This is a genomic window from Cupriavidus sp. IK-TO18, assembly GCF_015549295.1.
GTDB lineage: Bacteria > Pseudomonadota > Gammaproteobacteria > Burkholderiales > Burkholderiaceae > Cupriavidus > Cupriavidus oxalaticus_A.
Genome location: NZ_JADGMP010000015.1, coordinates 239,727 through 261,807 on the forward strand (window position 1 = coordinate 239,727; position 22,081 = coordinate 261,807).

The 22,081-nt window shown below is 67.5% G+C and carries 21 protein-coding genes; 15 read left to right on the forward strand and 6 right to left on the reverse strand.

Going from position 1 to position 22,081, the window contains the following annotated elements; all coding sequences use genetic code 11:
* Positions 1-16: 16 nt before the first annotated feature.
* From IPF36_RS13715 to IPF36_RS13730, 4 genes are read right to left on the reverse strand one after another with little or no spacing between them, the layout of a single operon-like run.
* The gene (locus IPF36_RS13715; protein WP_133094060.1) at positions 17-658 is read right to left on the reverse strand and encodes an N-carbamoylsarcosine amidohydrolase; all 642 of its coding nucleotides are present in this window, start codon (positions 656-658) and stop codon (positions 17-19) included.
* Positions 651-1,730 carry a 2,5-dihydroxypyridine 5,6-dioxygenase gene (locus tag IPF36_RS13720; protein ID WP_135704812.1) on the reverse strand — a complete coding sequence of 360 codons (1,080 nt, stop codon included), beginning with the start codon at positions 1,728-1,730 and terminating at the stop codon, positions 651-653. Before IPF36_RS13720 ends, IPF36_RS13715 begins: the two co-directional genes overlap by 8 nt.
* Positions 1,731-1,743: 13 nt before the next feature.
* Positions 1,744-2,574, reverse strand: coding sequence for an alpha/beta fold hydrolase (locus tag IPF36_RS13725; protein ID WP_133094058.1), 831 nt, complete (start codon positions 2,572-2,574; stop codon positions 1,744-1,746).
* A gap of 11 nt (positions 2,575-2,585) precedes the next feature.
* Positions 2,586-3,338 (reverse strand): Asp/Glu racemase, encoded by a 753-nt coding sequence (locus IPF36_RS13730; protein WP_368671147.1) that lies wholly within the window; start codon positions 3,336-3,338, stop codon positions 2,586-2,588.
* A 352-nt stretch (positions 3,339-3,690) separates the two neighbouring features.
* Here IPF36_RS13730 and IPF36_RS13735 point away from each other — a divergent pair, with 352 nt between their 5' ends.
* The 6 genes from IPF36_RS13735 to IPF36_RS13760 all read left to right on the forward strand — a co-directional run bounded on the left by IPF36_RS13735 (position 3,691) and on the right by IPF36_RS13760 (position 11,471).
* Positions 3,691-4,851 carry an FAD-dependent monooxygenase gene (locus IPF36_RS13735; RefSeq protein WP_195428231.1) on the forward strand — a complete coding sequence of 387 codons (1,161 nt, stop codon included), beginning with the start codon at positions 3,691-3,693 and terminating at the stop codon, positions 4,849-4,851.
* 96 nt (positions 4,852-4,947) lie between these two features.
* Positions 4,948-5,445, forward strand: a complete 498-nt coding sequence (locus IPF36_RS13740) for a (2Fe-2S)-binding protein (protein ID WP_135704809.1) — start codon at positions 4,948-4,950, stop codon at positions 5,443-5,445.
* Complete coding sequence (locus tag IPF36_RS13745; RefSeq protein WP_195428233.1) at positions 5,442-8,369, forward strand: c-type cytochrome; 2,928 nt, start codon at positions 5,442-5,444, stop codon at positions 8,367-8,369. The genes IPF36_RS13740 and IPF36_RS13745 overlap by 4 nt, the downstream gene beginning before the upstream one ends.
* 590 nt (positions 8,370-8,959) lie before the next feature.
* Positions 8,960-10,360, forward strand: coding sequence for an MFS transporter (locus tag IPF36_RS13750; RefSeq protein ID WP_218959576.1), 1,401 nt, complete (start codon positions 8,960-8,962; stop codon positions 10,358-10,360).
* Positions 10,361-10,522: 162 nt separating this feature from the next.
* A complete protein-coding gene (gene upp / locus IPF36_RS13755) occupies positions 10,523-11,173 on the forward strand; it encodes a uracil phosphoribosyltransferase (RefSeq protein WP_116317432.1) in 651 nt (216 codons plus the stop codon).
* Between the two features lie 136 nt (positions 11,174-11,309).
* Positions 11,310-11,471, forward strand: a complete 162-nt coding sequence (locus tag IPF36_RS13760) for a DUF3149 domain-containing protein (RefSeq protein WP_133094054.1) — start codon at positions 11,310-11,312, stop codon at positions 11,469-11,471.
* A gap of 81 nt (positions 11,472-11,552) precedes the next feature.
* Here the strand turns inward: IPF36_RS13760 and IPF36_RS13765 are convergent, their stop codons facing one another.
* A complete protein-coding gene (locus tag IPF36_RS13765) occupies positions 11,553-13,079 on the reverse strand; it encodes a helicase HerA-like C-terminal domain-containing protein (protein ID WP_195428235.1) in 1,527 nt (508 codons plus the stop codon).
* Positions 13,080-13,255: 176 nt separating this feature from the next.
* On the opposite strand from IPF36_RS13765, the gene IPF36_RS13770 reads away from it, so the two are divergent.
* The 9 genes from IPF36_RS13770 (at position 13,256) to IPF36_RS13810 (ending at position 21,397) form a co-directional block, all read left to right on the forward strand.
* The gene (locus IPF36_RS13770; RefSeq protein ID WP_133094052.1) at positions 13,256-13,981 is read left to right on the forward strand and encodes a YebC/PmpR family DNA-binding transcriptional regulator; all 726 of its coding nucleotides are present in this window, start codon (positions 13,256-13,258) and stop codon (positions 13,979-13,981) included.
* An 88-nt stretch (positions 13,982-14,069) separates the two neighbouring features.
* Positions 14,070-15,338 carry a phosphoribosylamine--glycine ligase gene (gene purD, locus IPF36_RS13775; RefSeq protein ID WP_133094051.1) on the forward strand — a complete coding sequence of 423 codons (1,269 nt, stop codon included), beginning with the start codon at positions 14,070-14,072 and terminating at the stop codon, positions 15,336-15,338.
* A gap of 162 nt (positions 15,339-15,500) precedes the next feature.
* The gene (gene hemF, locus IPF36_RS13780; RefSeq protein ID WP_133094050.1) at positions 15,501-16,412 is read left to right on the forward strand and encodes an oxygen-dependent coproporphyrinogen oxidase; all 912 of its coding nucleotides are present in this window, start codon (positions 15,501-15,503) and stop codon (positions 16,410-16,412) included.
* A 10-nt stretch (positions 16,413-16,422) separates the two neighbouring features.
* Complete coding sequence (locus tag IPF36_RS13785; RefSeq protein ID WP_195428238.1) at positions 16,423-17,148, forward strand: nicotinate-nucleotide adenylyltransferase; 726 nt, start codon at positions 16,423-16,425, stop codon at positions 17,146-17,148.
* Between the two features lie 62 nt (positions 17,149-17,210).
* Positions 17,211-17,984, forward strand: a complete 774-nt coding sequence (gene rsfS / locus IPF36_RS13790) for a ribosome silencing factor (RefSeq protein WP_135704806.1) — start codon at positions 17,211-17,213, stop codon at positions 17,982-17,984.
* A 71-nt stretch (positions 17,985-18,055) separates the two neighbouring features.
* Positions 18,056-18,535: a 23S rRNA (pseudouridine(1915)-N(3))-methyltransferase RlmH gene (rlmH, locus tag IPF36_RS13795; RefSeq protein ID WP_133094047.1), complete on the forward strand. Its 480-nt coding sequence runs from the start codon at positions 18,056-18,058 to the stop codon at positions 18,533-18,535.
* Positions 18,536-18,626: 91 nt separating this feature from the next.
* Positions 18,627-19,229 carry a nucleoside triphosphate pyrophosphatase gene (locus IPF36_RS13800; RefSeq protein WP_135704805.1) on the forward strand — a complete coding sequence of 201 codons (603 nt, stop codon included), beginning with the start codon at positions 18,627-18,629 and terminating at the stop codon, positions 19,227-19,229.
* A gap of 89 nt (positions 19,230-19,318) precedes the next feature.
* The gene (rng, locus tag IPF36_RS13805; protein WP_133094045.1) at positions 19,319-20,785 is read left to right on the forward strand and encodes a ribonuclease G; all 1,467 of its coding nucleotides are present in this window, start codon (positions 19,319-19,321) and stop codon (positions 20,783-20,785) included.
* Positions 20,786-20,884: 99 nt separating this feature from the next.
* Entirely contained in the window at positions 20,885-21,397 is a 513-nt protein-coding gene (locus IPF36_RS13810) for a hypothetical protein (RefSeq protein WP_133094044.1), read from the forward strand.
* Between the two features lie 40 nt (positions 21,398-21,437).
* Here IPF36_RS13810 and IPF36_RS13815 read toward each other — a convergent pair whose 3' ends face one another.
* Positions 21,438-22,028 carry a peroxidase-related enzyme gene (locus IPF36_RS13815; RefSeq protein WP_135704804.1) on the reverse strand — a complete coding sequence of 197 codons (591 nt, stop codon included), beginning with the start codon at positions 22,026-22,028 and terminating at the stop codon, positions 21,438-21,440.
* Between the last annotated feature and the right edge of the window lie 53 nt (positions 22,029-22,081).

Consider the following 22,081-nt stretch of genomic DNA (forward strand, 5'->3'; position numbering starts at 1 on the left):
GCGGCGCCGGGTCGCCTCAGGCGGCGGCGCGGACGCCCTCACCCGCAATCCGCGCCAGCGCCTCGTCGCGCGCCAGCACGGTCGCGTACTTCTGCGCCATGTCGAACAGGTTGGCATCGTGCGGCCCGATGGCGCGGTCGCCCACGCAATCGGACACCACCAGCGGGCGGAAGCCCAGCGACATCGCATCGACCACGCTGGCGCGCACGCAGCCGCTGGTGACGCAGCCGGCCACCAGCAGCGTCTGCACGCCGCGCTGCGTCAGCCACGCCGCCAGCGAGGTGCCGAAGAACGCCGACGGCACCGTCTTGCGCACCACCAGCTCGCCCGGCGCGGGCACGAGCTCGGGCACGAGCTGGCTGTTGTGGCCATCTTCCTTCAGCGTCAGCATGCCGGGCACCTTCAGCGTGAAGATGTTGTGGTCACTGTCGTCGTCGGCGAACACGATGCGGCTGTGCGCCACCGGCCAGCCCTGCTCGCGCGCGGCGCGCAGCAGCGGCTGCGTGTTGCGGATGGCCTCGGGGATATTGCCGCCACCGAACACGGCCGGGTCGGCAAAGCCGTTGACGAAGTCGATGATCAGCAGCCCGTACGGCGCTTTCAATTCCATCGACGCGCCGAACCCTTGGCGCTGGTAGGTCTGCACTGCGTCATCCATGGCGCGAATCCTTGTAGAGCGATGCGGCGGGAGCATGGTGCCCGTCCATCACCTTGCCGCGCACCACCACCGGCTCGCCGTCGAGGCTGACCGTGCAGTGGCGCACCGGGATATCGATATGGCAGGCAGTGGTGCGGCTGCCGCCTGCCTCGTTGTTGGGGCCGAACGAGCACAGGAAATTGCCTTCATACGCACGCGCGTCCATGCCGATGGTGGCCTCGCGGTCGTACATCGCCAGCGCCGACCAGCTGGCGCGCGGCTGCAGGCCCCAGCCGATATGCGACATCGCATACGCTTCCGGGTCGTTGAACGAGGCCATGTAGTCGGCCAGCAGCTCGGCATCGACACCGCCTTCGATGCGGCGCACGTAGCCGGCCTCCACCGTGATGCGGATCGGCGCCTGCAGATAGGACTTCATCGGCAGCAGGATGTCGCCGCGGTCCAGCACGATGGTGCCGTTGGTGCCGCCCTCGTCCGGCCAGGTCAGCACGAAGCCGCTCGGCCAGTGGTCCCAGCGGCCGGGCTCGTCGACAAAGCCGTACTCGCTGATTGCCGGGAATTCACCCAGCCTGCAGCGCAGATCCATGCCCGCCTCGGACACGATATGCATCTCTCCCGCGCGGCCCAGCCGTTCAGTGGCAGCCTTGACGCGGGCGCGGTCGGCCTCGGTCGGCACCAACCGGGCCAGCACTTCGGGCGGCTCCACCGCCAGCAGGATCTTGGTGCCGCCGGACAGTATCTCGTGCTGCTCGGGCGAGAACAGCAGCGTCATCAGGTCCAGCACCAAATCGCTTGCTTTCAATGCGGCAATCGCCGCCGGATTGCCGGTCAGCGGCGTGGTGCCGAGATAGGCCAGTGCGTCGCGGCTGAGCGCCTTCTCGCCGTTAACCGGCGGCAGGTCGAGCCGGTTGACGATGGCGCCCATCGACTGCGCCGCCACCATCGCCGTACGCAGCGTCTGCGGATGCGTGGCCGCGCCGGTCAGCACGGTGACGGTCTGCCCCGGCTGCAGCTTCGACAGCGTCAGCACCTGCTTCCACGCTGCGGTCAGGTCGTAATCGCTTACGGGCATGTTCCCTCCTTGATCAGTTCAGCGCCGCGCCGAGGAAGTCGCCGAAGGCACGATAGAAGCCGGGCTCATCGTCCCACGGGATCATGTGGCCGGCATTGGCGACATGCGCGACCAGCAGCGCGGGCAGCAGCCTGCGCATTTCCTGCACGTCTTCCTCGCGGATCACGTCGCCGCGGCCCGCGGTCATCAGCAGGACCGGCACATCGACCTGCGGCAGGTCGGCGTGGATATCGTCTTCATGGAAGCCGTTGAAGCTGGCCAGGATCGCGCGCTCGTCGCAGGTATGCAGCCATTGCGCGCGCAGGCGCAGCTGGTCTTCAGTCCATGTGGGGCAGAAGCGGCGCATGCCTTCCGCGTCGATGCCCTGCTGTGCCAGCCGGATCGAATCGATGTACCACGGCAATTGCGCCGGATAGGCGCGGCGCCCCGGGCCCGACACCGGCGGATCGACCAGCACCAGCCGCGTCAGGCCAGCGGGCTTGCTATGCGCGGCGCGGATGCCGATGCGCGCGCCCATGGAATGGCCGACGATGGCGTAGCGCTGCAGCCCGAGCGCTTCGGCAAACGCGATCACGTCGGCGGCCTGCGCATCGAGGCTATAGTCCAGCTCCGCGCCGGCCTGCGACAGCCCGCGGCCGCGCACGTCGAGCACATAGGTATCGAACTGCCGCCCGAACTGCTCGCCGACGAAGCCCCACGTGACCGCCGGGCTGGTGATGCCGGGCACGATGATCAAGGCATCGCGCTGCGCGCGCGCGCCGTCCTGGCCGCCATAGCGCAGGTAGTGCTGCCGGATGCCGTTGGCATGGACGTTGCCGCCGTAAAGGAAAGTACTGGTCGCCATGGCCGGCTCCTTCAGTAGGCGCCGGACAGCAGCGCGCCCGCGCCCGGCACCACCGGCTCGAGGCCCAGGCGCTTGAGCATTGCATAGGTGGTGGCGATGGCGGCGGTGACCACCGGCTTGCCCGTCATTGCCTCGACCTTGGCCACCGCCGGCAGCGACGGCATCTGTACGCAGGCGGACAGCACGATCACGTCGGCATCGGCGACATCCATCTGCGCGACGATCTCCGGCAGCCGCGACGGATCGTGGCGGCCGACGTCGAGGTTGTCGGGGATCTCCAGCGCGCGGTAGTCGACCACCTCGTAGCCCTCATTGCGGATGTAGTCGACCACCAGCTCGGTCAGCGGCTTCATGTACGGCGCCACCACGGCGATGCGCCTGGCGCCCATCACCTTGAGCGCATCGACCAGCGCGCCGGCGCTGGTGATCACCGGCGCGTCGCCGCCGTTCTCGGCGGTGTGCGCCTGCAGCCGCTGCTCGGAGACGCGGTGGTAGCCGTGGCCCATCGCCATGATCGCCACCAGGCAGGCATAGCCGAGCACGTCGACGCGGGCGTCGCTCAGCTCCACCGCGCAGCGGTCGGATTCGGCATCCATGGCCGCCAGTTCCTCCTTGACCACCTTCTTCATCCGCATGCGGCTGGAGTGGAAGGTAAAGCGCTCCGGACGCACCAGCTGGCGCGCGGCCAGCATCGCCGGGATCTCGGTTTCCATCGTGGTGTTGGAGCTCGGCACGATCTGGCCGATTCGGAAAACTTTCTGCACTGTCGACTCCGTTATCTGTTTGTCTGTCTACCCGCCTGCCCTGCCCGGATGGCCTTGCATGCTGCGAATCGATTGTAGTGTACACACTTTATATAGGCAAATAGAATCTGCACCAAGCGCGATTCACTCGTTCAGTGCATACTTAATTAACCAATCCCTTGTTTAGCGCACAAATTCACCGTATTAAAGCATCGTGCGCAGACATTCAAAAGATCATAAGGGTTTTCCATAGGATCCTCATTTTCTTCCTTGCCCTTGATATTTTGAGTGTGTACACTCGTTTTCAACGGTCGACCACATAGGTCGCCCAAGCCCCCATCGACCCATGTGTCATTGCCCCAGGAGAAATAACGTGCAAGGCAAACCGCGAATCGCAGTTGTCGGCGCCGGACTCGGAGGAACGGCCGCGGCCGCCCTGCTGCAGCGAGCCGGCTTCCAAGTCAGGCTGTATGAACAGGCACCGGCGTTCTCACGCCTGGGAGCGGGCATCCACGTGGGGCCCAACGTGATGAAGATCATGCGGCGCATCGGCATCGAGGACGCGCTCAACAACATGGGCTGCCACCCCGACTTCTGGTACAGCCGCGACGGCCTGACCGGCGAAGTGATCGCGCAGATCCCGCTGGGCGACTACGCGGAGCGGCACTACGGCGCCAGCTACCTGACCGTGCACCGCGGCGACTTCCACAAGCTGCTGACCGACGCCGTGGCGCCGGGCACGCTGTTCTTCAACAAGAAGCTGGAAAGCGTCACCGACCGGGGCGACGTGGTCGAGCTGCGCTTCACCGACGGCACGCTGGACCAGGCGGATATCGTGATCGGCGCCGACGGTGTCAACTCCCGCATCCGCGAGACCCTGCTGGGCGCCGAGCCTCCCAAGTACACCGGCTACGTCGCGCACCGCGCGGTGTTCCCGATCTCGCGCGTCAAGGGCTTCACGCACGAGCGCTGCACCAAGTGGTGGACCGACGACCGCCACATGATGGTGTACTTCGACACCAGCAAGCTGGACGAGATCTACTACGTCACCGGCGTGCCCGAGCCCGAGTGGGACATGAGCAAAAGCTGGGTGCCGAGCAGCATCGAGGAAATGCGCACCGCGTTCGACGGCTGGCACGAAGGCGTGCAGTCGCTGATCGAAGGCACGGTCGAAGTGACCAAGTGGCCCCTGCTGGAGCGTGACCCGCTGCCGCTGTGGAGCCGCGGCCGCCTGGTGCTGCTGGGCGATGCCTGCCACCCGATGAAGCCGCACATGGCGCAAGGCGCCGCGATGGCGATCGAAGATGCCGCCATGCTGACGCGCTGCTTCACCGAGACCGGCCTGGACGACTACGCCGCCGCGTTTGCGCTGTATGAAGCCAACCGCGCCGAGCGCGCCGGCAGGGTCCAGCTGGTCTCGCACAACAACACGTGGCTGCGCAGCAACGAGAACCCGGACTGGTGTTTCGGCTACGATGTGTTCAACGTGCCGCTGGTGTCGGCCGGGCGTACGCCGCTGTCCGCGGCGGCGTAACACCGACCTTAGGCCTGACCTGAACCTGCACGCCGCAGCCCCTCGCACGAAGGGGCGCGGCGTGCCTGCCGCGTGATCTGCAACTTGCCGCCCCCGATGAACACGCCTCGCCCCCTGACGCTACAAGTCAACCACGCGGAGCACACGCTCAGCGTGGCGCCCGACACGCCGCTGCTCTATATCCTGCGCAACGACCTGGCCTGCAATGGCCCCAAGTACGGTTGCGGGCTGGGCCAGTGCGGCGCGTGCACGGTGCTGGTCGACGGCCTGGCCGCGCGCTCATGCGTGCTGCCGGTCAGGGCCGCGGTGGGCCACGCGGTCACCACGCTGGAAGGCCTGGGCACGGCGGAGCATCCCGACCCGGTGCAGCAGGCCTTTATCGACGAGCAGGCCGCACAATGCGGCTATTGCCTGAACGGCATGATCATGACCGCGAAGGCGCTGCTCGCGCAGAATCCCGATCCTGACGAAGCGCAGATCCGCGAGGCGCTGCGCTTCAACCTGTGCCGCTGCGGCACGCATGTGGAAATCGTGCGCGCAGTGCAGCGCGCCGCGGTGCTGATGCGGCAGGCTGGCGTGGGAGCGGCATCGTGAAGCAGGAACTCGTGCGACAGGCCGTGCAAACCGGCGCCCTGGCGAAACATGAGCCACCGCCGGCTTCCATGTGCCTCGTCGCCCATGTGCTGACGCCGCCAGGGCTGCGCTGGATCGACGGCAAGCCGTTGGTACCACGCCTGCTCGGCGCGGAGCGCGATGCCGCGCTGGCGTTGCCCGGCGTGCGCGCGGCCGTGGTGCGCAACCAGTTTGCGGGCGTGGCCGCGGAAAGCGATGCCTTGGCGGCCGACGCCGCCAGGGCCCTGCAGGCACGCTGGTCGGCGCCGCCTCGCGCGGATGAAGCTCCCGTACCGCGCCACGCCGTTGCGCGGCGCGGTGACGCCACCCGCGCGCTCGCCAGCGCCGCCACGCGCCACGCGCAGCACTACCAGTGGCCGCTGGCCGGCACCGGGACCGAAGCGTTCTGCACCGCGATCGCGGACTGGCGCGACGGCATGCTGTATGTGTGGCTGCCAAGCCTGCGCCACGGCGCACTGCGCGAAGAACTGGCCGCGCTGCTGGGCATTGCGCCGCAACAGGTCGCGCTGGCCGGGTGGCAGGCGGCCGCCGACGCCGGCGATCCGGCCCTGCTCGCCCACCACGCGGCCGCCGACGCCGCACTGCTGGCCCATGCCGCCGGCAAACCCGTGATGCGCCGGCTGTGCGCCGGCGATATCGGCCTGTCCGGTGCGCAGCTCGCCGTATGCATCGACAGCGCGCGCAGCGGCAATGCCATCGACGCCTACGCCGCAACACTGGCCGGCACGGCTCCGCCGCCGGTGCCGCTGGCACTTTGGCTCACGCATACGGCGTCGCCCGTGACGGACACCGGCGACAGCGGCAGCGCAGTCATGCCGCCCTACCGCATTCCCGATGTCGATGTCGGCAGCGCCGGCGCTGTAGCCGCTTTCGATGCCGCACCGCTTGCGGCGGCGCGCGCCCATGTCTTTGCGCGAGAATCCCATCTCGATGAAATCGCCGCCGCATCCGGCACCGACCCGGTCGCGCTGCGGCTTTCGCACCTCGACGACTCACGCGGCTCGGCCCTCGTCAGGCAGGTCAGCGAGCGCTCCGGCTGGACGCCATCCGTTCCGCATGCCGCCACATCGGCAGGCAATGTGCGGCGCGGGCGCGGTTTTGCCTATGCGCACACCGTCGACCACGACGCCGGCCAGAGCTGGTCGGCATGGGTGGCGGAAGTCGAAGTCGATGGCACCACCGGCGAGCTGGCCGTCACGCGCGTGACGGTGGGGCATGACAGCGAATCGCTGGCGCCCGCGCAAGCCACACCTGCTGCGCGCTCGCTGGAGCAGGCTGTTGCCGACGCTACCCTGCAATTGACCGCTGTCAGCCCGGCATTCGATACCTGGCCTGCCACGGAGGCTTCTGCCAACCAATCGCTCCCCGCCGTCGCAACCAGCGCAGTATTGCCGGAGGTCCACCTGGCTGGCACGCTCACCGAGCGTGACCAACTGGCCGCAGGCCCGGCCGATACGCTGCCCGCGGCTGCCGCCGTGGCCAACGCCATCTTCGACGCCACCGGCGTGCGCCTGCGCACGCCGCCCTTCAGCGCCGAACGCATCCGCCTGGCGCTGGCCGAGAGTGAGGACAAGCGCGCCGGCAAGCGCAGCAAGCGCGGCTGGATCGCCGCCGCTGCCGCGACCGCGGCCGGCCTGTGCGCAACGCTGATGCCGTGGCGCGCGCCGATCGCGCCGGTCGCACCGCCCGGGCCCGGCTTCTATTCCGCGGCCACGCTGGAACGCGGCCGCCTGGTGGCCGCGGCAGGTGACTGCGCGGTATGCCATACCGTCCCCGGCGGCGTGAAGAATGCGGGCGGCCTGCCGCTGGAAACGCCGTTTGGCACGGTCTATAGCACCAACATCACGCCCGATGTGCAGACCGGCATCGGCAACTGGTCGTTCGCCGCCTTCGAGCGCGCGATGCGCGAGGGCATCCACCGGGACGGACGGCGCCTGTATCCGGCCTTCCCCTACACCGCGTTCGCCAAGGTCAGCGATGCCGACATGCAGGCGCTGTATGCGTACCTGATGTCGGCCGAGCCGGTGAAGTCAGAGGTGCCGCAGACCCGGCTCACGTTCCCGTTCAACCTGCGTCCGCTGCTGGCGGGCTGGAACCTGCTGTTCCATCGCGACGCACCCTTCAAGCCCGACCCCGCGCGCTCCGCGCAGTGGAACCGCGGCGCGTATCTCGCCGAGGGGCTGGGCCATTGCAGCGCCTGCCATTCGCCGCGCAACGCGCTCGGCGGGGAACAAGGCGGGCGCAAGTACCTGACTGGCGGCAGTGCCGAAGGCTGGGAGGCACCGCCGCTGACATCGCTCTCCCACGCACCGGTGCCGTGGACCGAGGCGGCGCTGTTTACCTACTTGCGCGGCGGCTATGCACCGCATCACGGCGCCGCCGCAGGACCGATGGCGCCGGTGGTGGAAGAACTCGCGCAGTTGCCCGAATCGGATGTGCGCGCGATCGCGCATTACGTCGCGTCATTCGGCACGCCGCCGCCAGCGCCTTCCGTGCTCGACGCGCAGGCTGCCAGACTCGAACAACGCAGCGCACAGGCTGCACGCACCCTCGGCGGCCCCGGTGAACGCCTATACCAGAGCGCCTGCGCGGTGTGCCATCAATCAGACCAGGGCATCGCGCAGTTTGGCGTAAAGCCGTCGCTCGCACTCAACACCAACTTGCACAGCAAGCTGCCCGACAACGTGATCCAGGTGCTGCTGCAAGGCATGCCCGCGCCGCCCAACAGCGAGCTGGGCGCGATGCCGGCCTATGCCGACACCTTCGACGACCGGCAGATCGCGCAGCTGGCGCAGTACCTGCGCGCGCGCTTTGCCCCCGACCAACCCGCCTGGCAGGACCTGGAGAACACCGTCGCGCGGCTGCGCGCGGCGCCTGCCCACTGAAGACCAGCGGAGGGCCTTCGCGGCCGGCCCGCCGCGCCTTCGCATCCATCCTGACAGTATCCGTGCCGTGCCTGGCAGGGCGCTTTGCCACCGGGCAGGGAGGCCTGCGCCGACAGATCGGCGCACTGCGCGCCAGGCGCGGGAAAACCCCAAGGAGAGAAACCGCAGTTCGGCCTTGCCCGCCAGTTTCATGTAGCTTACGCTGAACGATCATGTAGCGCGCACTACATGAGTGCCGGCATCGATACCAAAAGCCGCGCCGCGGTGCCTCCCGGCACAAGGACGGCGCAAGAACCGCGCACACAAGCGGCAGACGAGACAACAAGACCACAAGATTGGCCCTTTACATCACCGGAAGCGCTGGCCCCGGGGCTTGCGTAGTCCCTCGCCGTGCCGACCGGGAACCCGGGCCCGGACAACCAAGGGTAGACAACAAGGAGTGACTATGTCGTATCAGTACCAGGAAGGTGTTGCGAGAGGACTACCTGGCCAGGTCTGGCCTCGCTAGCTTGGGGTAGCCACAGGTTTCGCCGCATCGCGGTGCTTGGCTTCCGAATTCAAGAATCAGCCTATAAAGACAGGTAGACAAAATGTCGTCATCAATTTCCTCAATGGCAGCAACGACCATCCCCGAAGCGACGATCAGCGTGCCCCCGCAGTCAAGCGCGCGGGCATCGTCGTCCCAGACCATCACGATCGAGCAAGGCATCCGCGCAGCCGGTGTCGGCCGGTTCCAGTATCGGCTGTTCGGCATTTTCGGCCTGGTGTGGCTGGCCGACGCGATGCAGGTCCTGTCGATCGGATTCACCGCGCCTTCCATTGCCGCGACATTCGGCATCCCCGTGCCGAGCGCCTTGCAGACCGGGACGATGTTCTTCGTCGGCATGCTGATCGGCGCCTTCGCGTTCGGCCGGCTGGCGGACCGGATCGGCCGCCGGCCGGTGCTGATGATGGCGGTGATCCTTGACGCCATCTGTGGCGTCGCCTCCGCCTTCGCCCCGGATTTCCAGTGGCTCCTGCTGCTGCGCTTCCTGACCGGCATCGGCGTGGGCGGCACGTTGCCCGTCGACTACACCATGATGGCCGAGTTCCTGCCCTCTGACCGGCGCGGCCGCTGGCTGGTGCTGCTGGAGTCGTTCTGGGCCGTCGGCACGATCCTGCTCGCCGTCCTGGCGCTGGTCGCCGTCTCGCAAGGCAACGATGCCTGGCGCATGATCTTCTTTGTCACCGGCCTCCCTGCGCTGGTCGGCGTAGTGGTTCGGTTCTTTGTGCCAGAGTCGCCGCTCTACCTGAATAAATCGGGGCGCTCGGAAGAGGCCCGCGCTGTGCTGCAGCGCGTTGCCAAGGCCAATCGGGTTTCGGTCGAGATCGCCCCGCTGGAGCCGCAGAAGATGGAGCGCAAATCGGTGTTCGCGCTGTTCGCGGCCGGATGCCGGCGCCGCAGCATCTGCCTGCTTGCTGCGTGGATGCTGATCTCGATCGCCTATTACGGTGTCTTTGTCTATCTGCCGGTAAAGCTGGCCGGCCAGGGCTTTGGCTTCATGCGTGGCCAGGTCTTCCTGATCCTGCTCGCGCTGGTCCAGCTCCCCGGCTTCGCGCTCGCCGCGCACGGCGTGGAGCGCTGGGGTCGCAAGCCGACCCTGATCGGCTTCCTGCTGCTCAGCGCCGCGGGCTGCATGCTGTACAGCCTGGGCACGTCCACCGCGCTGATCGTCGGCTCCACCCTGTTGATGAGCTTCGCGCTGCTGGGCACCTGGGGCGCGCTCTACGCCTTCACGCCGGAGGTGTACCCGACGGACCTGCGGGCCAGCGGCATGGGCACCGCCGGTGCGATGGCACGATTCGGTGGCCTGTTCGCCCCTTCGATCATTGCGCCGATCATGGCCACCCAGTTCACGCTCGCGCTTGGGTTGCTTTCGTCGTTCCTGGCGGTGGCGGCGTTTGCCATCTTCATGGTGGATATCGAGTCCAAGGACCGCGCGCTGGACTGACGCCCGCCGGATAAGGCCAGCTTGCCGGGGACCGGGCCGCAGCCGCGCTGCGGCCCGCTTCCATTACAATCCGGCTACAACGGCGCGGCGGCCGGGTCCACCCGACCCGGCCGCCCGCTCCAGCCGCTTGCCCCTATCCCCGCCGAGCCCTCGCCGCCAGCCATGAAACAAGATCCGCGCTTTCCCAACCTGTTTATCCTCGACCACCCGCTGATCCAGCACAAGCTCTCGCACATGCGCGACAAGGAAACGTCCACGCGCACCTTCCGCGAGCTGCTGCGCGAGATCACGCTGCTGATGGGCTATGAGATCACGCGCAACCTGCCGCTGACCACGCGCCGCATCGACACGCCGCTGGTGGAGCTGGATGCGCCGGTGATCGCCGGCAAGAAGCTGACCATCGTCCCGGTGCTGCGCGCCGGCGTGGGCATGAGCGATGGACTGGTCGAGCTGATCCCGTCGGCGCGCATCGGCCATATCGGCGTGTACCGCGACGAGCAGCACCGCCCGGTCGAATACCTGGTGCGGCTGCCAGACCTGGAAGACCGCAGCTTTATCCTGTGCGATCCGATGGTGGCGACCGGCTACTCGGCCGTGCATGCGGTGGAAGTGCTCAAGCGCCGCGGCGTCAAGGACGAGGCCATCACCTTCGTCGCGCTGGTGGCGGCGCCGGAAGGCGTGGAGGTGTTCCAGAAGGCGCATCCGGGCGTGAAGCTGTTCGTGGCCTCGCTGGACAGCCACCTGGATGCGGATGCGTACATCGTGCCGGGCCTCGGCGACGCGGGCGACCGGCTGTTCGGCACCAAGAACTGACGCGTGCCGGCGCGGCGCGGGCTTGACCAGCCTCAATAGCCCGCGCCGCCTGGCTCCCTAAACTGGCGACACCCGCTGGCGACACCCGCTGGCGGTTCTTCCGCCGGCACATGCCGCCAACCCGAGGGAGCCAACCATGGAAGCCATCAAGATTCTCTTCAGCACCAGCACCGGCCTGATGAGCCTGGGCGTGATCGTTTTCATCATCGGCATGGGCTGGTTCTTCGCCCGGATGTTCGCGCGCAAGATGCGCGAGGATGCGGCGGCCGCGAAGGCGCAGGCCGGACAGCGGCAATAGCGCGTCCTGCGAGCTGATCGTTTGCTCCCCTACCCGGCGAGCGGGAGAGATGAGCAAACCAGCGGCTTTTCAAGGGTTCAACTACTTCTTCTTCCCTAGCAAGCTGCCCAGCACGCCACGAATCAGCTCGCGGCCCACCTGCGAACCCACCGTGCGCGCGGCCGACTTGGCCATCGACTCCAGGATCGAATCGCCGCGCCCGCTCTTGCCGGTGCCCTTGGTCAGCGTGCCGAAGATGTCGCCGGCAGTGCCAAGCCAGCCGCTGTCCTGTTCCGCTTCCGGCTTGGCTTCAGGTTTGGCGTCCGACGGCTTGCCCTTGCCATTGGCCACCGTCGGCACGCCGCCACGCAGCTTTTCGTAAGCCGATTCGCGATCCACGGCCGCTTCATAGGTCCCCGCGACCAGCGAATTCGCGATCAGTTGCCTGCGCTCCTCGTCGGTCGCCGGGCCGATGCGGCTACCCGGCGGCAGCACCCATGCGCGCTCGGTCACGCACGGCGTGCCCTTGGCATCCAGGAACGACACCAGCGCCTCGCCCACGCCCAGTTCGCCGATCGCGGTTTCCAGGTCCAGCTTCGGGTTGGCGCGCATGGTGGTGGCCGCCACCTTGACCGCCTTCTGGTCGCGCGGCGTGAACGCGCGCAGCGCGTGCTGCACGCGGTTGCCCAGCTGGCCGAGCACCGTGTCGGGGATGTCGACCGGATTCTGCGTGACGAAATACACGCCCACGCCCTTGGAGCGGATCAGCCGCACCACCTGCTCGATCTTGTCGAGCAGCGCCTTGGGCGCGTCGTTGAACAGCAGGTGGGCCTCGTCGAAGAAGAACACCAGCTTGGGCTTGTCGAGGTCGCCGGCCTCGGGCAGCTTCTCGAACAGCTCGGACAGCATCCACAGCAGGAAGGTCGCATACAGCCGCGGCGAGTTCATCAGCTTGTCCGCCGCCAGGATACTGACCACGCCCTGGCCCTTCTCGGTCTGGATGAAGTCTTCCAGGTTCAGCATCGGCTCGCCAAAGAAGACATCGCCGCCCTGCGACTCCAGCGCCAGCAGCCCGCGCTGGATCGCGCCGATCGAGGCGGCGGAGATATTGCCGTACTCGGTCGTGAACTGCGAGGCGTTGTCGCCCACGTACTGCAGCATTGCGCGCAGGTCCTTGGCGTCGAGCAGCAGCAGGCCGTTGGCATCGGCGATGCGGAACACCAGGTTGAGCACGCCCTGCTGGGTGTCGTTGAGCTCGAGCATCCGCGACAGCAGCAGCGGGCCCATGTGCGAGACCGTGGCGCGCACCGGGTGGCCCTTCTGGCCGAACACGTCCCACAACGTTGTCGGGCATCCGCCCCAGGCCGGCTCCGGCAGCCCCAGGTCGGCCAGGCGCTGCTTGAGCTTGTCGGACAACTGGCCGGATTGCGAAATGCCGGTCAGGTCACCTTTGACGTCGGCCATGAACACCGGCACGCCCAGGCGCGAAAAGCCCTGCGCCAGCGTCTGCAGCGTGACGGTTTTGCCGGTGCCGGTGGCGCCGGTGATCAGGCCGTGGCGGTTGCCCATCTGCGGCAGCAGCACCAGCTCGTGTTCGGCGTTCTTGCCGATAAGGATGGGGTCGGCCATGGTCTTCCTGGTAGCAAGTGCCGCGGGACTCGCCGCGGCAGCGGCGCGGGCAGGCCCGCGTGATAAAATCCTGGGCTGATTATAGCCAGCCGCCAGGCATATCCGTCACCTGGCGCCCGCGCCTGGCATCCCGCATTCCATCACCGCATAACACCTTTTCCGCCTCGGAGAGCATCATGGCCGGTCACTCGAAATGGGCCAATATCAAACACAAGAAAGCCGCAGCTGACGCCAAGCGCGGCAAGATCTGGACCCGCCTGATCAAGGAAATCACCGTTGCCGCCAAGCTCGGCGGCGGCGATGCCGACACCAACCCGCGCCTGCGCCTGTCGATCGACAAGGCCATGGACGCGAACATGCCCAAGGACAACATCCAGCGCGCGATCCAGCGCGGCGTGGGCGGCCTGGAAGGCGCCAACTACGAAGAGATCCGCTACGAAGGCTACGGCCTGGCCGGCGCGGCCATCATCGTCGACTGCCTGACCGACAATCGCACCCGTACCGTGGCCGAAGTGCGCCACGCGTTCTCCAAGCATGGCGGCAACATGGGCACCGAAGGCTCGGTGGCATTCATGTTCACGCACTGCGGCCAGTTCCTGTTCGCGCCCGGCACGCCGGAAGACAAGCTGATGGACGCCGCGCTGGAAGCCGGCGCCGACGACGTCGTCACCAATGACGACGGTTCGATCGAAGTGACCTGCCCGCCCAACGATTTCCCGGCGGTCAAGGCCGCGCTTGAAGCCGCCGGCTTCAAGGCCGAAGTCGCCGACGTGGTAATGAAGCCGCAGAACGAAATCAGCTTCGCCGGCGACGACGCGGCCAAAATGCAGAAGCTGCTCGACGCCCTGGAAAACCTCGACGACGTGCAGGAAGTCTTCACCAACGCGGTGATCGAAGACTAAGCTGAAGCAACAAGCCCCCCATGGCGGCGGCCCGGACTCAGACCAGGCCGCCGCCTTTTAGTATCTGTTTCTTTTCTGGCAGTGGATCATGAAAGTATTGGTTGTCGGCTCGGGTGGACGTGAACACGCGCTGGCCTGGAAATTGGCCCAATCCCCCAGGGTACAGGTGGTGTACGTGGCGCCGGGCAACGGCGGGACCGCGCTCGACAAGCGCCTGCAGAACGTTCCGCTGACGGATCCGGAGGTCATCGCCGCCTTTGCCGAGCGCGAAGGCGTGGCCTTTACCGTGGTCGGGCCGGAGGCACCGCTGGCGGCCGGCATCGTCGATATCTTCCGTGCCAAGGGCCTGCGCATCTTCGGGCCGAGCAAGGCGGCCGCGCAGCTGGAATCGTCCAAGGACTTCGCCAAGGCGTTCATGCAGCGCCATGGCATCCCGACCGCCGCCTACCAGACCTTCTCCGACGCCGCACAGGCGCATGCCTATATCGACGCGCAGGGCGCACCGATCGTGATCAAGGCCGATGGCCTGGCCGCGGGCAAGGGCGTGGTGGTGGCGATGTCGCTGGAAGAGGCCCACACCGCGGTCGATATGATGCTGGCCGACAACAAGCTGGGCGACGCCGGCGCGCGCGTGGTGATCGAGGAATTCCTGGAGGGCGAGGAAGCCAGCTTCATCGTGCTGGTCGACGGCAAGAACGTTCTGGCGCTGGCCACCAGCCAGGATCACAAGCGCCTGCTGGACGCCGACGCCGGCCCCAACACCGGCGGCATGGGCGCCTACTCCCCCGCCCCGGTGGTCACGCCCGCGCTGCACGCGCGCGCGCTGCGCGAGATCATCCTGCCGACCGTGCGCGGCATGGAGAAGGACGGCATCCCCTACACCGGCTTCCTGTACGCCGGCCTGATGATCGACAAGGACGGCAACCTGAAGACGCTGGAATTCAACTGCCGCATGGGCGACCCGGAAACCCAGCCGATCCTGGCGCGCCTGAAGACCGACCTGGTCGACGTGATGGAGCACGCCGTCGACGGCAAGCTCGACGCGATCGAGCTGGACTGGGACCGCCGCACCGCGCTGGGCGTGGTGATGGCCGCCTACAACTACCCGGACAGCCCGCGCAAAGGCGATGTCATCACCGGCATCCCGGCCGAAACCGACGACAGCGTGACCTTCCACGCCGGCACCACGCTCAAGGACGGCACCCTGCTGACCTCGGGCGGGCGCGTGCTGTGCGTGGTCGGGCTGGCCGACACCGTCAAGGCCGCGCAGCGCGCCGCCTATGCCGCGGTCGAGCAGATCCGGTTCGACGGCATGCAGTACCGGACCGATATCGGTTATCGCGCCATCAAGCGCTGATTGGCCACCGGCTGGCCGCCGGCGCGGCCTCAGCGGGCTCTGGCGACCACCTGGCCGCCCCAGCCGGTACAATCGTGACAACGCTGTGACGCAGCCGGCAGCCCCAGGGCTGCCGGAATGCCATCAGCCCGGTCCATCCGGTCCATTCGTTTTCCGCCCACCATGATCGATTCCCAGGCAGTCCGTGCCTATCTGCTCGGCCTGCAAGACCGCATCACCGACGCCATCGGCGCCATCGACGGCCAGCCGTTCCTGACCGACGCCTGGGAGAAGCCGCCCACCGAACGCCTGCGCGGCAGTGGCCGCACCCGCATCCTGGAAGGCGGCGCGGTGATGGAGCGCGCCGGCGTGGGCTTCTCGCACGTCAGCGGCGATACCCTGCCGCCGTCGGCCAGCGCCAACCGGCCTGAACTCTCCGGGCGCAGCTTCGAGGCGATGGGCGTATCGCTGGTGTTCCACCCGCGCAACCCCTACGTGCCCACGGTCCACATGAACGTGCGCTGCTTCCTGGCGGTCAAGCCCGGCGCCGAGCCGGTCTGGTGGTTCGGCGGCGGCATGGACCTGACGCCCTACTACGGCAATGCCGGCGACTGCGCGCATTTCCACGGCACCTGCAAGCAGGCGCTTGCGCCATATGGCGACGAGCTGTATCCGCGCTTCAAGCAGTGGTGCGACGAGTATTTCTTCCTGAAGCACCGCAACGAGGCGCGCGGTGTGGGCGGGATCTTCTTCGACGACTTCTCGGCGCTGGGCTTCGAGCGCAGCTTCGCCATGATGCAATCGGTCGGCGACGCCTTCCTCGACGCCTACCTGCCCATCCTGCAGGCCCGCAAGGACACGCCCTACGGCGAACGCGAGCGCGGCTTCCAGGCCTACCGGCGCGGGCGTTATGTCGAATTCAACCTGGTGTTCGACCGCGGCACGCTGTTCGGCCTGCAGTCGGGCGGACGTGCCGAATCCATTCTGATGTCGATGCCGCCGCTGGTGACCTGGCGCTATGACTGGCAACCGGAAGCGGGCAGCCCTGAAGCGGCGCTGTACACCGACTTCCTGCCGGCACGCGACTGGGCCTGACGGCAGACCTATGGCCAATCCCGCGCAAGACCATATGCCCGCCGCCGATGCGGGCGACCTTCCCGCCCGCCCCTACCGACTGGGTATCCTCGGCGGCACCTTCGACCCGCCCCATGTCGGCCACCTGGCGCTGGCGCGGCTGTGCATCGACCACCTGGGCCTGGACGAACTGGTGTGGATCCCCACCGGCCAGTCGTGGCAGAAGGGCACTGATGTGACGCCTGCTGCGGACCGCCTGGCCATGACTGAACTGGCCGCCGCCGCCCTGGGCGACACCGGCGCCAAAGTCCGCGTCAGCCGCATGGAAGTCGACCGCGCCGGCCCCAGCTACACCATCGACACCGTGCGCCAGCTGCGCGACGACTACGGCCCGCAGGCCTCGCTGTGCTGGCTGATGGGCGCCGACCAGTTGCTGCGCCTGCACACCTGGCACGGCTGGCAGGAACTGTTCGCGCATGTCCACCTGTGCACCGCCACCCGCCCGCGCTTCGAGCTGGCCGCGCTGGAAGGCCCGGTGCTGGAAGCGCTGTCGCAGCGCCAGGCCGACACGACCCTGATACAATGCACGCCCTCCGGCCGGATGTGGATCGACCAGACGCTCGCCGTCGACCTGTCTTCCACCCGCCTGCGCCAGCGCCTGGCGGCCGGCCAACCCGCAGATGACCAACTGCCGCCGGGCGTGGCACACTACATCGCCAGCCACGGGCTGTACCGCGACGCCCCGGCCAGGGCCTGACCCCCGGTTGCCCGCAACCGGCGCCCACCACCCAACCGATCTCAGCTGAACAAGAAGACACCATGGATATTCGTAAACTGCAACGCGCCATCGTCGACGGCCTCGAGGATGTCAAAGCGCAGGACATCAAGGTGTACGACACCAGCCACCTGACCGAACTGTTCGACCGGGTGGTGATTGCCAGCGGGACGTCCAACCGCCAGACCAAGGCGCTGGCAGCGTCGGTGCGGGATACGGTGAAGGAAGCCGGCGGCCATATCGTGGCGGTCGAAGGCCTGGAGACGGGCGAATGGGTGCTGGTCGACTGCGGCGACGCCGTGGTCCACATCCTGCAGCCGCAGCTGCGCCTGTACTACAACCTGGAAGAAATCTGGGGCGACAAGCCGGTGCGCATGAAGCTGGCCACCGGTGCCCGCAGCCTGGCCAAGGCCAGCGAGCCGATGGACGAGGACGAGGACGAAGTCCCGGCCGCGCGCGGCACGCGCCGTGCCAGCAGCCTGCGCCCGGCGCTGGCCCGCCTGCCCGAAGGCATGAAGGAGCCGTCGCCGCCGATGGGCCACGAGGACACCGACCCGGACGCCATTGCCACGGTGCGCAAGCCGGCGCGCAAGACTGCCGCCAAGACTGGGACCAAGACGGCAGCCACCAAGACGGCAGCCACCAAGACCGCCGGCACCCGCGCCGCCGCGCCGCGCAAGACCGCCGCTGGCACCACGGCACGCAAGACTGCACCCCGGACGGCGACCAAGACCGCTGGCAAGACGGCAGGCAAGACCGCCACCAAGACCGCGGCGGCCAAGCCGGCCGCGCGCAAGCGCACCACCCGCTCGGCCTGATGCCGCGGCGCGCGGCCGCCTGACGGCCGCGCCGCCTGCACTGGCCTCCGCACTGCCGCCAATCCGCCCTCATGCAACTGGTAATCGTGGCCGTCGGCCACAAGATGCCCGCCTGGATCGAAACCGGCTTCAACGAGTATGCCAAGCGCATGCCGCCCGAGCTGCGCATCGAGCTGCGCGAGGTCAAGCCGGAGGCCCGCTCGTCCAGCAACAACGCCACCACCGTGATGCAGCGCGAAGCCGCGCGCATCGACGCCGTGCTGGGCTCGCTGTCCAGGCAGTGCCGCATCGTCGCGCTGGACGAACGCGGCCGCGACTTCACCACCGTGCAACTGGCTGCGCAGCTGACCGACTGGCAGCGCGAGGGCGGCGATGTCGCCTTCCTGATCGGCGGCGCCGACGGGCTCGACCCGGCGCTGAAGGCGCGCGCCAGTACGCTGATCCGCCTGTCCAGCCTGACGCTGCCGCACGGCATGGTGAGGGTGCTGCTGGCCGAGCAGTTGTACCGGGCCTGGTCGGTCACGCAGAACCACCCCTACCACCGCGCCTGACACGGAACCGCGCCGCCGCGGGCGTTACAATTCACGCCACTGCCGGCCCGCCGCCGGCAGGTCCATACTCCCGCCTGCCCCGCCTGCCGCGATGCACGACTACCTCTACCTCGCCTCCCAAAGCCCGCGCCGCCGCGAACTGCTGACCCAGCTGGGCGCGCGCTACGAGTTGCTCCTTGCCGATGACGACGAGGACGCCGAAGCGCTGGAAGCCGTCCTGCCCGGCGAAACGCCCGACGACTACGTGCAGCGCGTCTGCGCGCTGAAGGCCGAAGCCGCGCTGCGCCGCCGCGAGCGCCGGGCCCTGCCCGACGCGCCGGTGCTGACCTCCGACACCACCGTCTGCCTGGGCGGCCGCATCCTCGGCAAACCCGGGGACGCCGCCGATGCGCACGCCATGCTGGCCGCGCTGGCCGGTAGCACGCACCGCGTGCTCACTGCGGTCACGGTGGTTTCCACCCTGGGCATGCACCACGCGCTGTCGGTCTCCGAAGTGACCTTCCGCCCGATGCGGCCCGACGAGATCGCGCGCTACGTCGCCAGCGGCGAGCCGCTCGGCAAGGCCGGCGCGTACGGGATCCAGGGCCGCGCGGCCGAGTTCGTCGAGCGGATCGCGGGCAGCTATTCAGGTATCATGGGCTTGCCCTTGTTTGAGACGGCGGCGTTACTTCGCCAGGCCCGCCTGCAGTTCTGAGCCGCGGCCACGCCGCCGCCCAGGACAAGACCCGGCCGCGCCGGGCAACCCCAATACCGCCGGGCCACCGGCGACCGCGTTTCACCGCTATGACTGAAGACATCCTCGTCAACATCACGCCCCAGGAGACGCGCGTTGCCATCGTGCAGCAGGCTGCCGTCCAGGAACTGCACGTCGAACGCACGCTCACGCGCGGGCTGGTGGGTAATATTTACCTGGGCAAGGTGGTGCGCGTGCTGCCCGGCATGCAGTCGGCCTTCATCGACATCGGCCTGGAGCGCGCCGCGTTCCTGCACGTGGCCGATATCTGGCACCCGCGCGACAACGACCGCAACGGCGGCACCCCGCAACTGGCGATCGAGAAGACCCTGTTCGAAGGCCAGGCGCTGATGGTGCAGGTGATCAAGGACCCGATCGGCACCAAGGGCGCGCGCCTGTCCACGCAGGTGAGCATCGCCGGGCGCACGCTGGTGTACCTGCCGCAGGATCCGCATATCGGCATCTCGCAGCGCATCGAGGGCGAAGTGGACCGTGAAGCGCTGCGCAGCCGCGTGCAGGGCCTGGTGCCGGCCGACGAGCGTGGCGGCTTTATCGTGCGCACCATCGCCGAAGAAGCGACCGACGAGGAACTCGGCAACGACATCGCCTACCTGCGCAAGATCTGGGGCACGATCCGCCAGAACGCCACCACGCTGCCAGCGCCGGCGCTGCTCTACCAGGACCTGAACCTGGCCCAGCGCGTGCTGCGCGACTTCATCAACGACGCCACCGGCGTGATCCAGATCGATTCGCGCGAGAACTACCAGATGCTGGTGGAGTTCGCCAAGGAGTACACGCCGGCGGTGCTGTCGCGGCTGTCGCACTACACCGGCGAGCGGCCAATCTTCGACCTGTTCAATATCGATGCCGAGATCGAGAAGGCGCTGTCGCGCCGGGTCGACCTGAAGTCGGGCGGCTACCTGATGATCGACCAGACCGAGGCGATGACGACGATCGACGTCAACACCGGCGGTTATGTCGGCGCGCGCAATTTCGACGACACGATCTTCAAGACCAACCTGGAGGCGGCCCACACCATCGCGCGGCAACTGCGGCTGCGCAACCTCGGCGGCATCATCATCATCGATTTCATCGATATGGAGAATGCCGAACACCGCGAAGCGGTGCTGTCCGAACTCAAGCGCGCGCTGTCGCGCGACCGAACCCGCATTACCGTCAACAACTTCTCGCAGCTCGGGCTCGTAGAGATGACGCGCAAGCGCACGCGCGAATCGCTGGCGCACGTGCTGTGCGAGCAATGCCCGGTGTGCCACGGCAAGGGCCAGGTCAAGACGCCGCGCACGGCGTGCTACGACATCCTGCGCGAGATCATGCGCGAGTCGCGCCAGTTCAATCCGCGCGAATTCCGCATCCTGGCCTCGCAGGAAGTCATCGACCTGTTCCTGGAAGAAGAAAGCCAGCACCTGGCGATGCTCGGCGATTTCATCGGCAAGCCGATCTCCCTGCAGGTCGAATCGACCTTCCACCAGGAGCAGTACGACATCATCCTGATGTAGTCATTGCCTGACGCCATGCTGCGGGATGGTCCTACTCCTAATTCGTCTTCGATCCGCTATAACTAAGCGAAGGTCGAGGGTTGCGAGAAGGAGTCCAGCATGAACGCCACGAAACATGGGGCCTGCCTGCTGGCCGTCCTGGTGTGCTCCGCCTGCGTGCCGCTGCCGATCGCGCAGCGCCGGCCGCCCCCACCGCCCCCCGCCGCACCGGTTGCCGAAGCGCCGCCACCGAAGGCACGCGCGGCCCCGATCGCCCCCAAAACCATTACCATCGCCGGCGCATGCAAGCGCACCGAGGAAGACGGCTTCCGCGAGGACGCGCTGATGGACGTCACCGCCAACAAGGTGGAAGCGTTGAAATGGAAACTGTGGGTATCGCGGCGCGGCAGCTGCGAGTTCAACCTGATCCAGTTCCGCCAGGTACGCACGACGCCGCACATCGAACTGCAGGCCATCGACGGCAGCCAGTGCAAGCTGCTGGTGTGGCAGGACCCGCGCCGCGTGACGCTGGCGCATAACCGCTGCGAGAAATACTGCACGCCGGGCATCTACGAGCAGGCCTGGCCAGTGCTGTTCGACCCCAAGAGCGGAAATTGCGCCGAGGTGCGCTGAGCCTCCCCGGCGCGCCGGCTCTCGCTGGCTCTCGCTGGCTCTACTTCGCCTTGGGCACGCGGCCCATCAGGTAGAACTCGTCGTTCGGGCGCATGCTGATGGTGTTGGCCATCCGGTTCGACAGCCCGAAGAACGCGGTGATCGCGGCGATATCCCACGCGTCTTCGTCGGAGAACCCATGCTCGCGCAGCGCGGCAAAATCCGCGTCGCCGACGTCATGCGACGCCTCACACACCTTCATCGCAAAGTCGAGCATGGCCCGCTGGCGCGGGGGAATATCGGCCTTCAGGTAGTTCACCGCAACCTGGTCCGCTACCAGCGGCTTCTTCTCGTAGATGCGCAGGATCGCGCCATGCGCCACCACGCAATACAGGCACTGGTTGGCGCCGGAAGTCGCCACCACGATCATCTCGCGCTCGCCCTTGGTCAGGCCGCCCTCCTTGAGCATCAACGCGTCGTGGTAGGCGAAGAAGGCACGGAATTCGTCGGGGCGATGCGCCAGCGCCAGGAAGACATTAGGGACAAAGCCGGCCTTGTCCTGGACTTCCAGGATGCGGGTGCGGATGTCGTCGGGGAGGTCCTTGAGCGCGGGGACAGGGTAGCGGCTGATGGGGAAGGCTGTGGCGGGCATGGTTGTCTCCTGTTGGCGATATGTTCTCGTCGACCTTGTCGGCCCTGATGGTT

Coding starts and splice junctions, on each gene's coding strand:
- IPF36_RS13720 (WP_135704812.1), bottom strand. CDS start 1,730: ATGCCCGTAAGCGATTACGACCTGACCGCAGCGTGGAAGCAGGTGCTG.
- IPF36_RS13740 (WP_135704809.1), top strand. CDS start 4,948: ATGAACACGCCTCGCCCCCTGACGCTACAAGTCAACCACGCGGAGCAC.
- hemF (WP_133094050.1), top strand. CDS start 15,501: ATGATCGATTCCCAGGCAGTCCGTGCCTATCTGCTCGGCCTGCAAGAC.
- IPF36_RS13810 (WP_133094044.1), top strand. CDS start 20,885: ATGAACGCCACGAAACATGGGGCCTGCCTGCTGGCCGTCCTGGTGTGC.
- IPF36_RS13760 (WP_133094054.1), top strand. CDS start 11,310: ATGGAAGCCATCAAGATTCTCTTCAGCACCAGCACCGGCCTGATGAGC.
- rlmH (WP_133094047.1), top strand. CDS start 18,056: ATGCAACTGGTAATCGTGGCCGTCGGCCACAAGATGCCCGCCTGGATC.
- IPF36_RS13750 (WP_218959576.1), top strand. CDS start 8,960: ATGTCGTCATCAATTTCCTCAATGGCAGCAACGACCATCCCCGAAGCG.
- IPF36_RS13800 (WP_135704805.1), top strand. CDS start 18,627: ATGCACGACTACCTCTACCTCGCCTCCCAAAGCCCGCGCCGCCGCGAA.
- IPF36_RS13765 (WP_195428235.1), bottom strand. CDS start 13,079: ATGGCCGACCCCATCCTTATCGGCAAGAACGCCGAACACGAGCTGGTG.
- IPF36_RS13770 (WP_133094052.1), top strand. CDS start 13,256: ATGGCCGGTCACTCGAAATGGGCCAATATCAAACACAAGAAAGCCGCA.
- IPF36_RS13725 (WP_133094058.1), bottom strand. CDS start 2,574: ATGGCGACCAGTACTTTCCTTTACGGCGGCAACGTCCATGCCAACGGC.
- purD (WP_133094051.1), top strand. CDS start 14,070: ATGAAAGTATTGGTTGTCGGCTCGGGTGGACGTGAACACGCGCTGGCC.
- IPF36_RS13715 (WP_133094060.1), bottom strand. CDS start 658: ATGGATGACGCAGTGCAGACCTACCAGCGCCAAGGGTTCGGCGCGTCG.
- upp (WP_116317432.1), top strand. CDS start 10,523: ATGAAACAAGATCCGCGCTTTCCCAACCTGTTTATCCTCGACCACCCG.
- IPF36_RS13815 (WP_135704804.1), bottom strand. CDS start 22,028: ATGCCCGCCACAGCCTTCCCCATCAGCCGCTACCCTGTCCCCGCGCTC.
- rng (WP_133094045.1), top strand. CDS start 19,319: ATGACTGAAGACATCCTCGTCAACATCACGCCCCAGGAGACGCGCGTT.
- IPF36_RS13785 (WP_195428238.1), top strand. CDS start 16,423: ATGGCCAATCCCGCGCAAGACCATATGCCCGCCGCCGATGCGGGCGAC.
- rsfS (WP_135704806.1), top strand. CDS start 17,211: ATGGATATTCGTAAACTGCAACGCGCCATCGTCGACGGCCTCGAGGAT.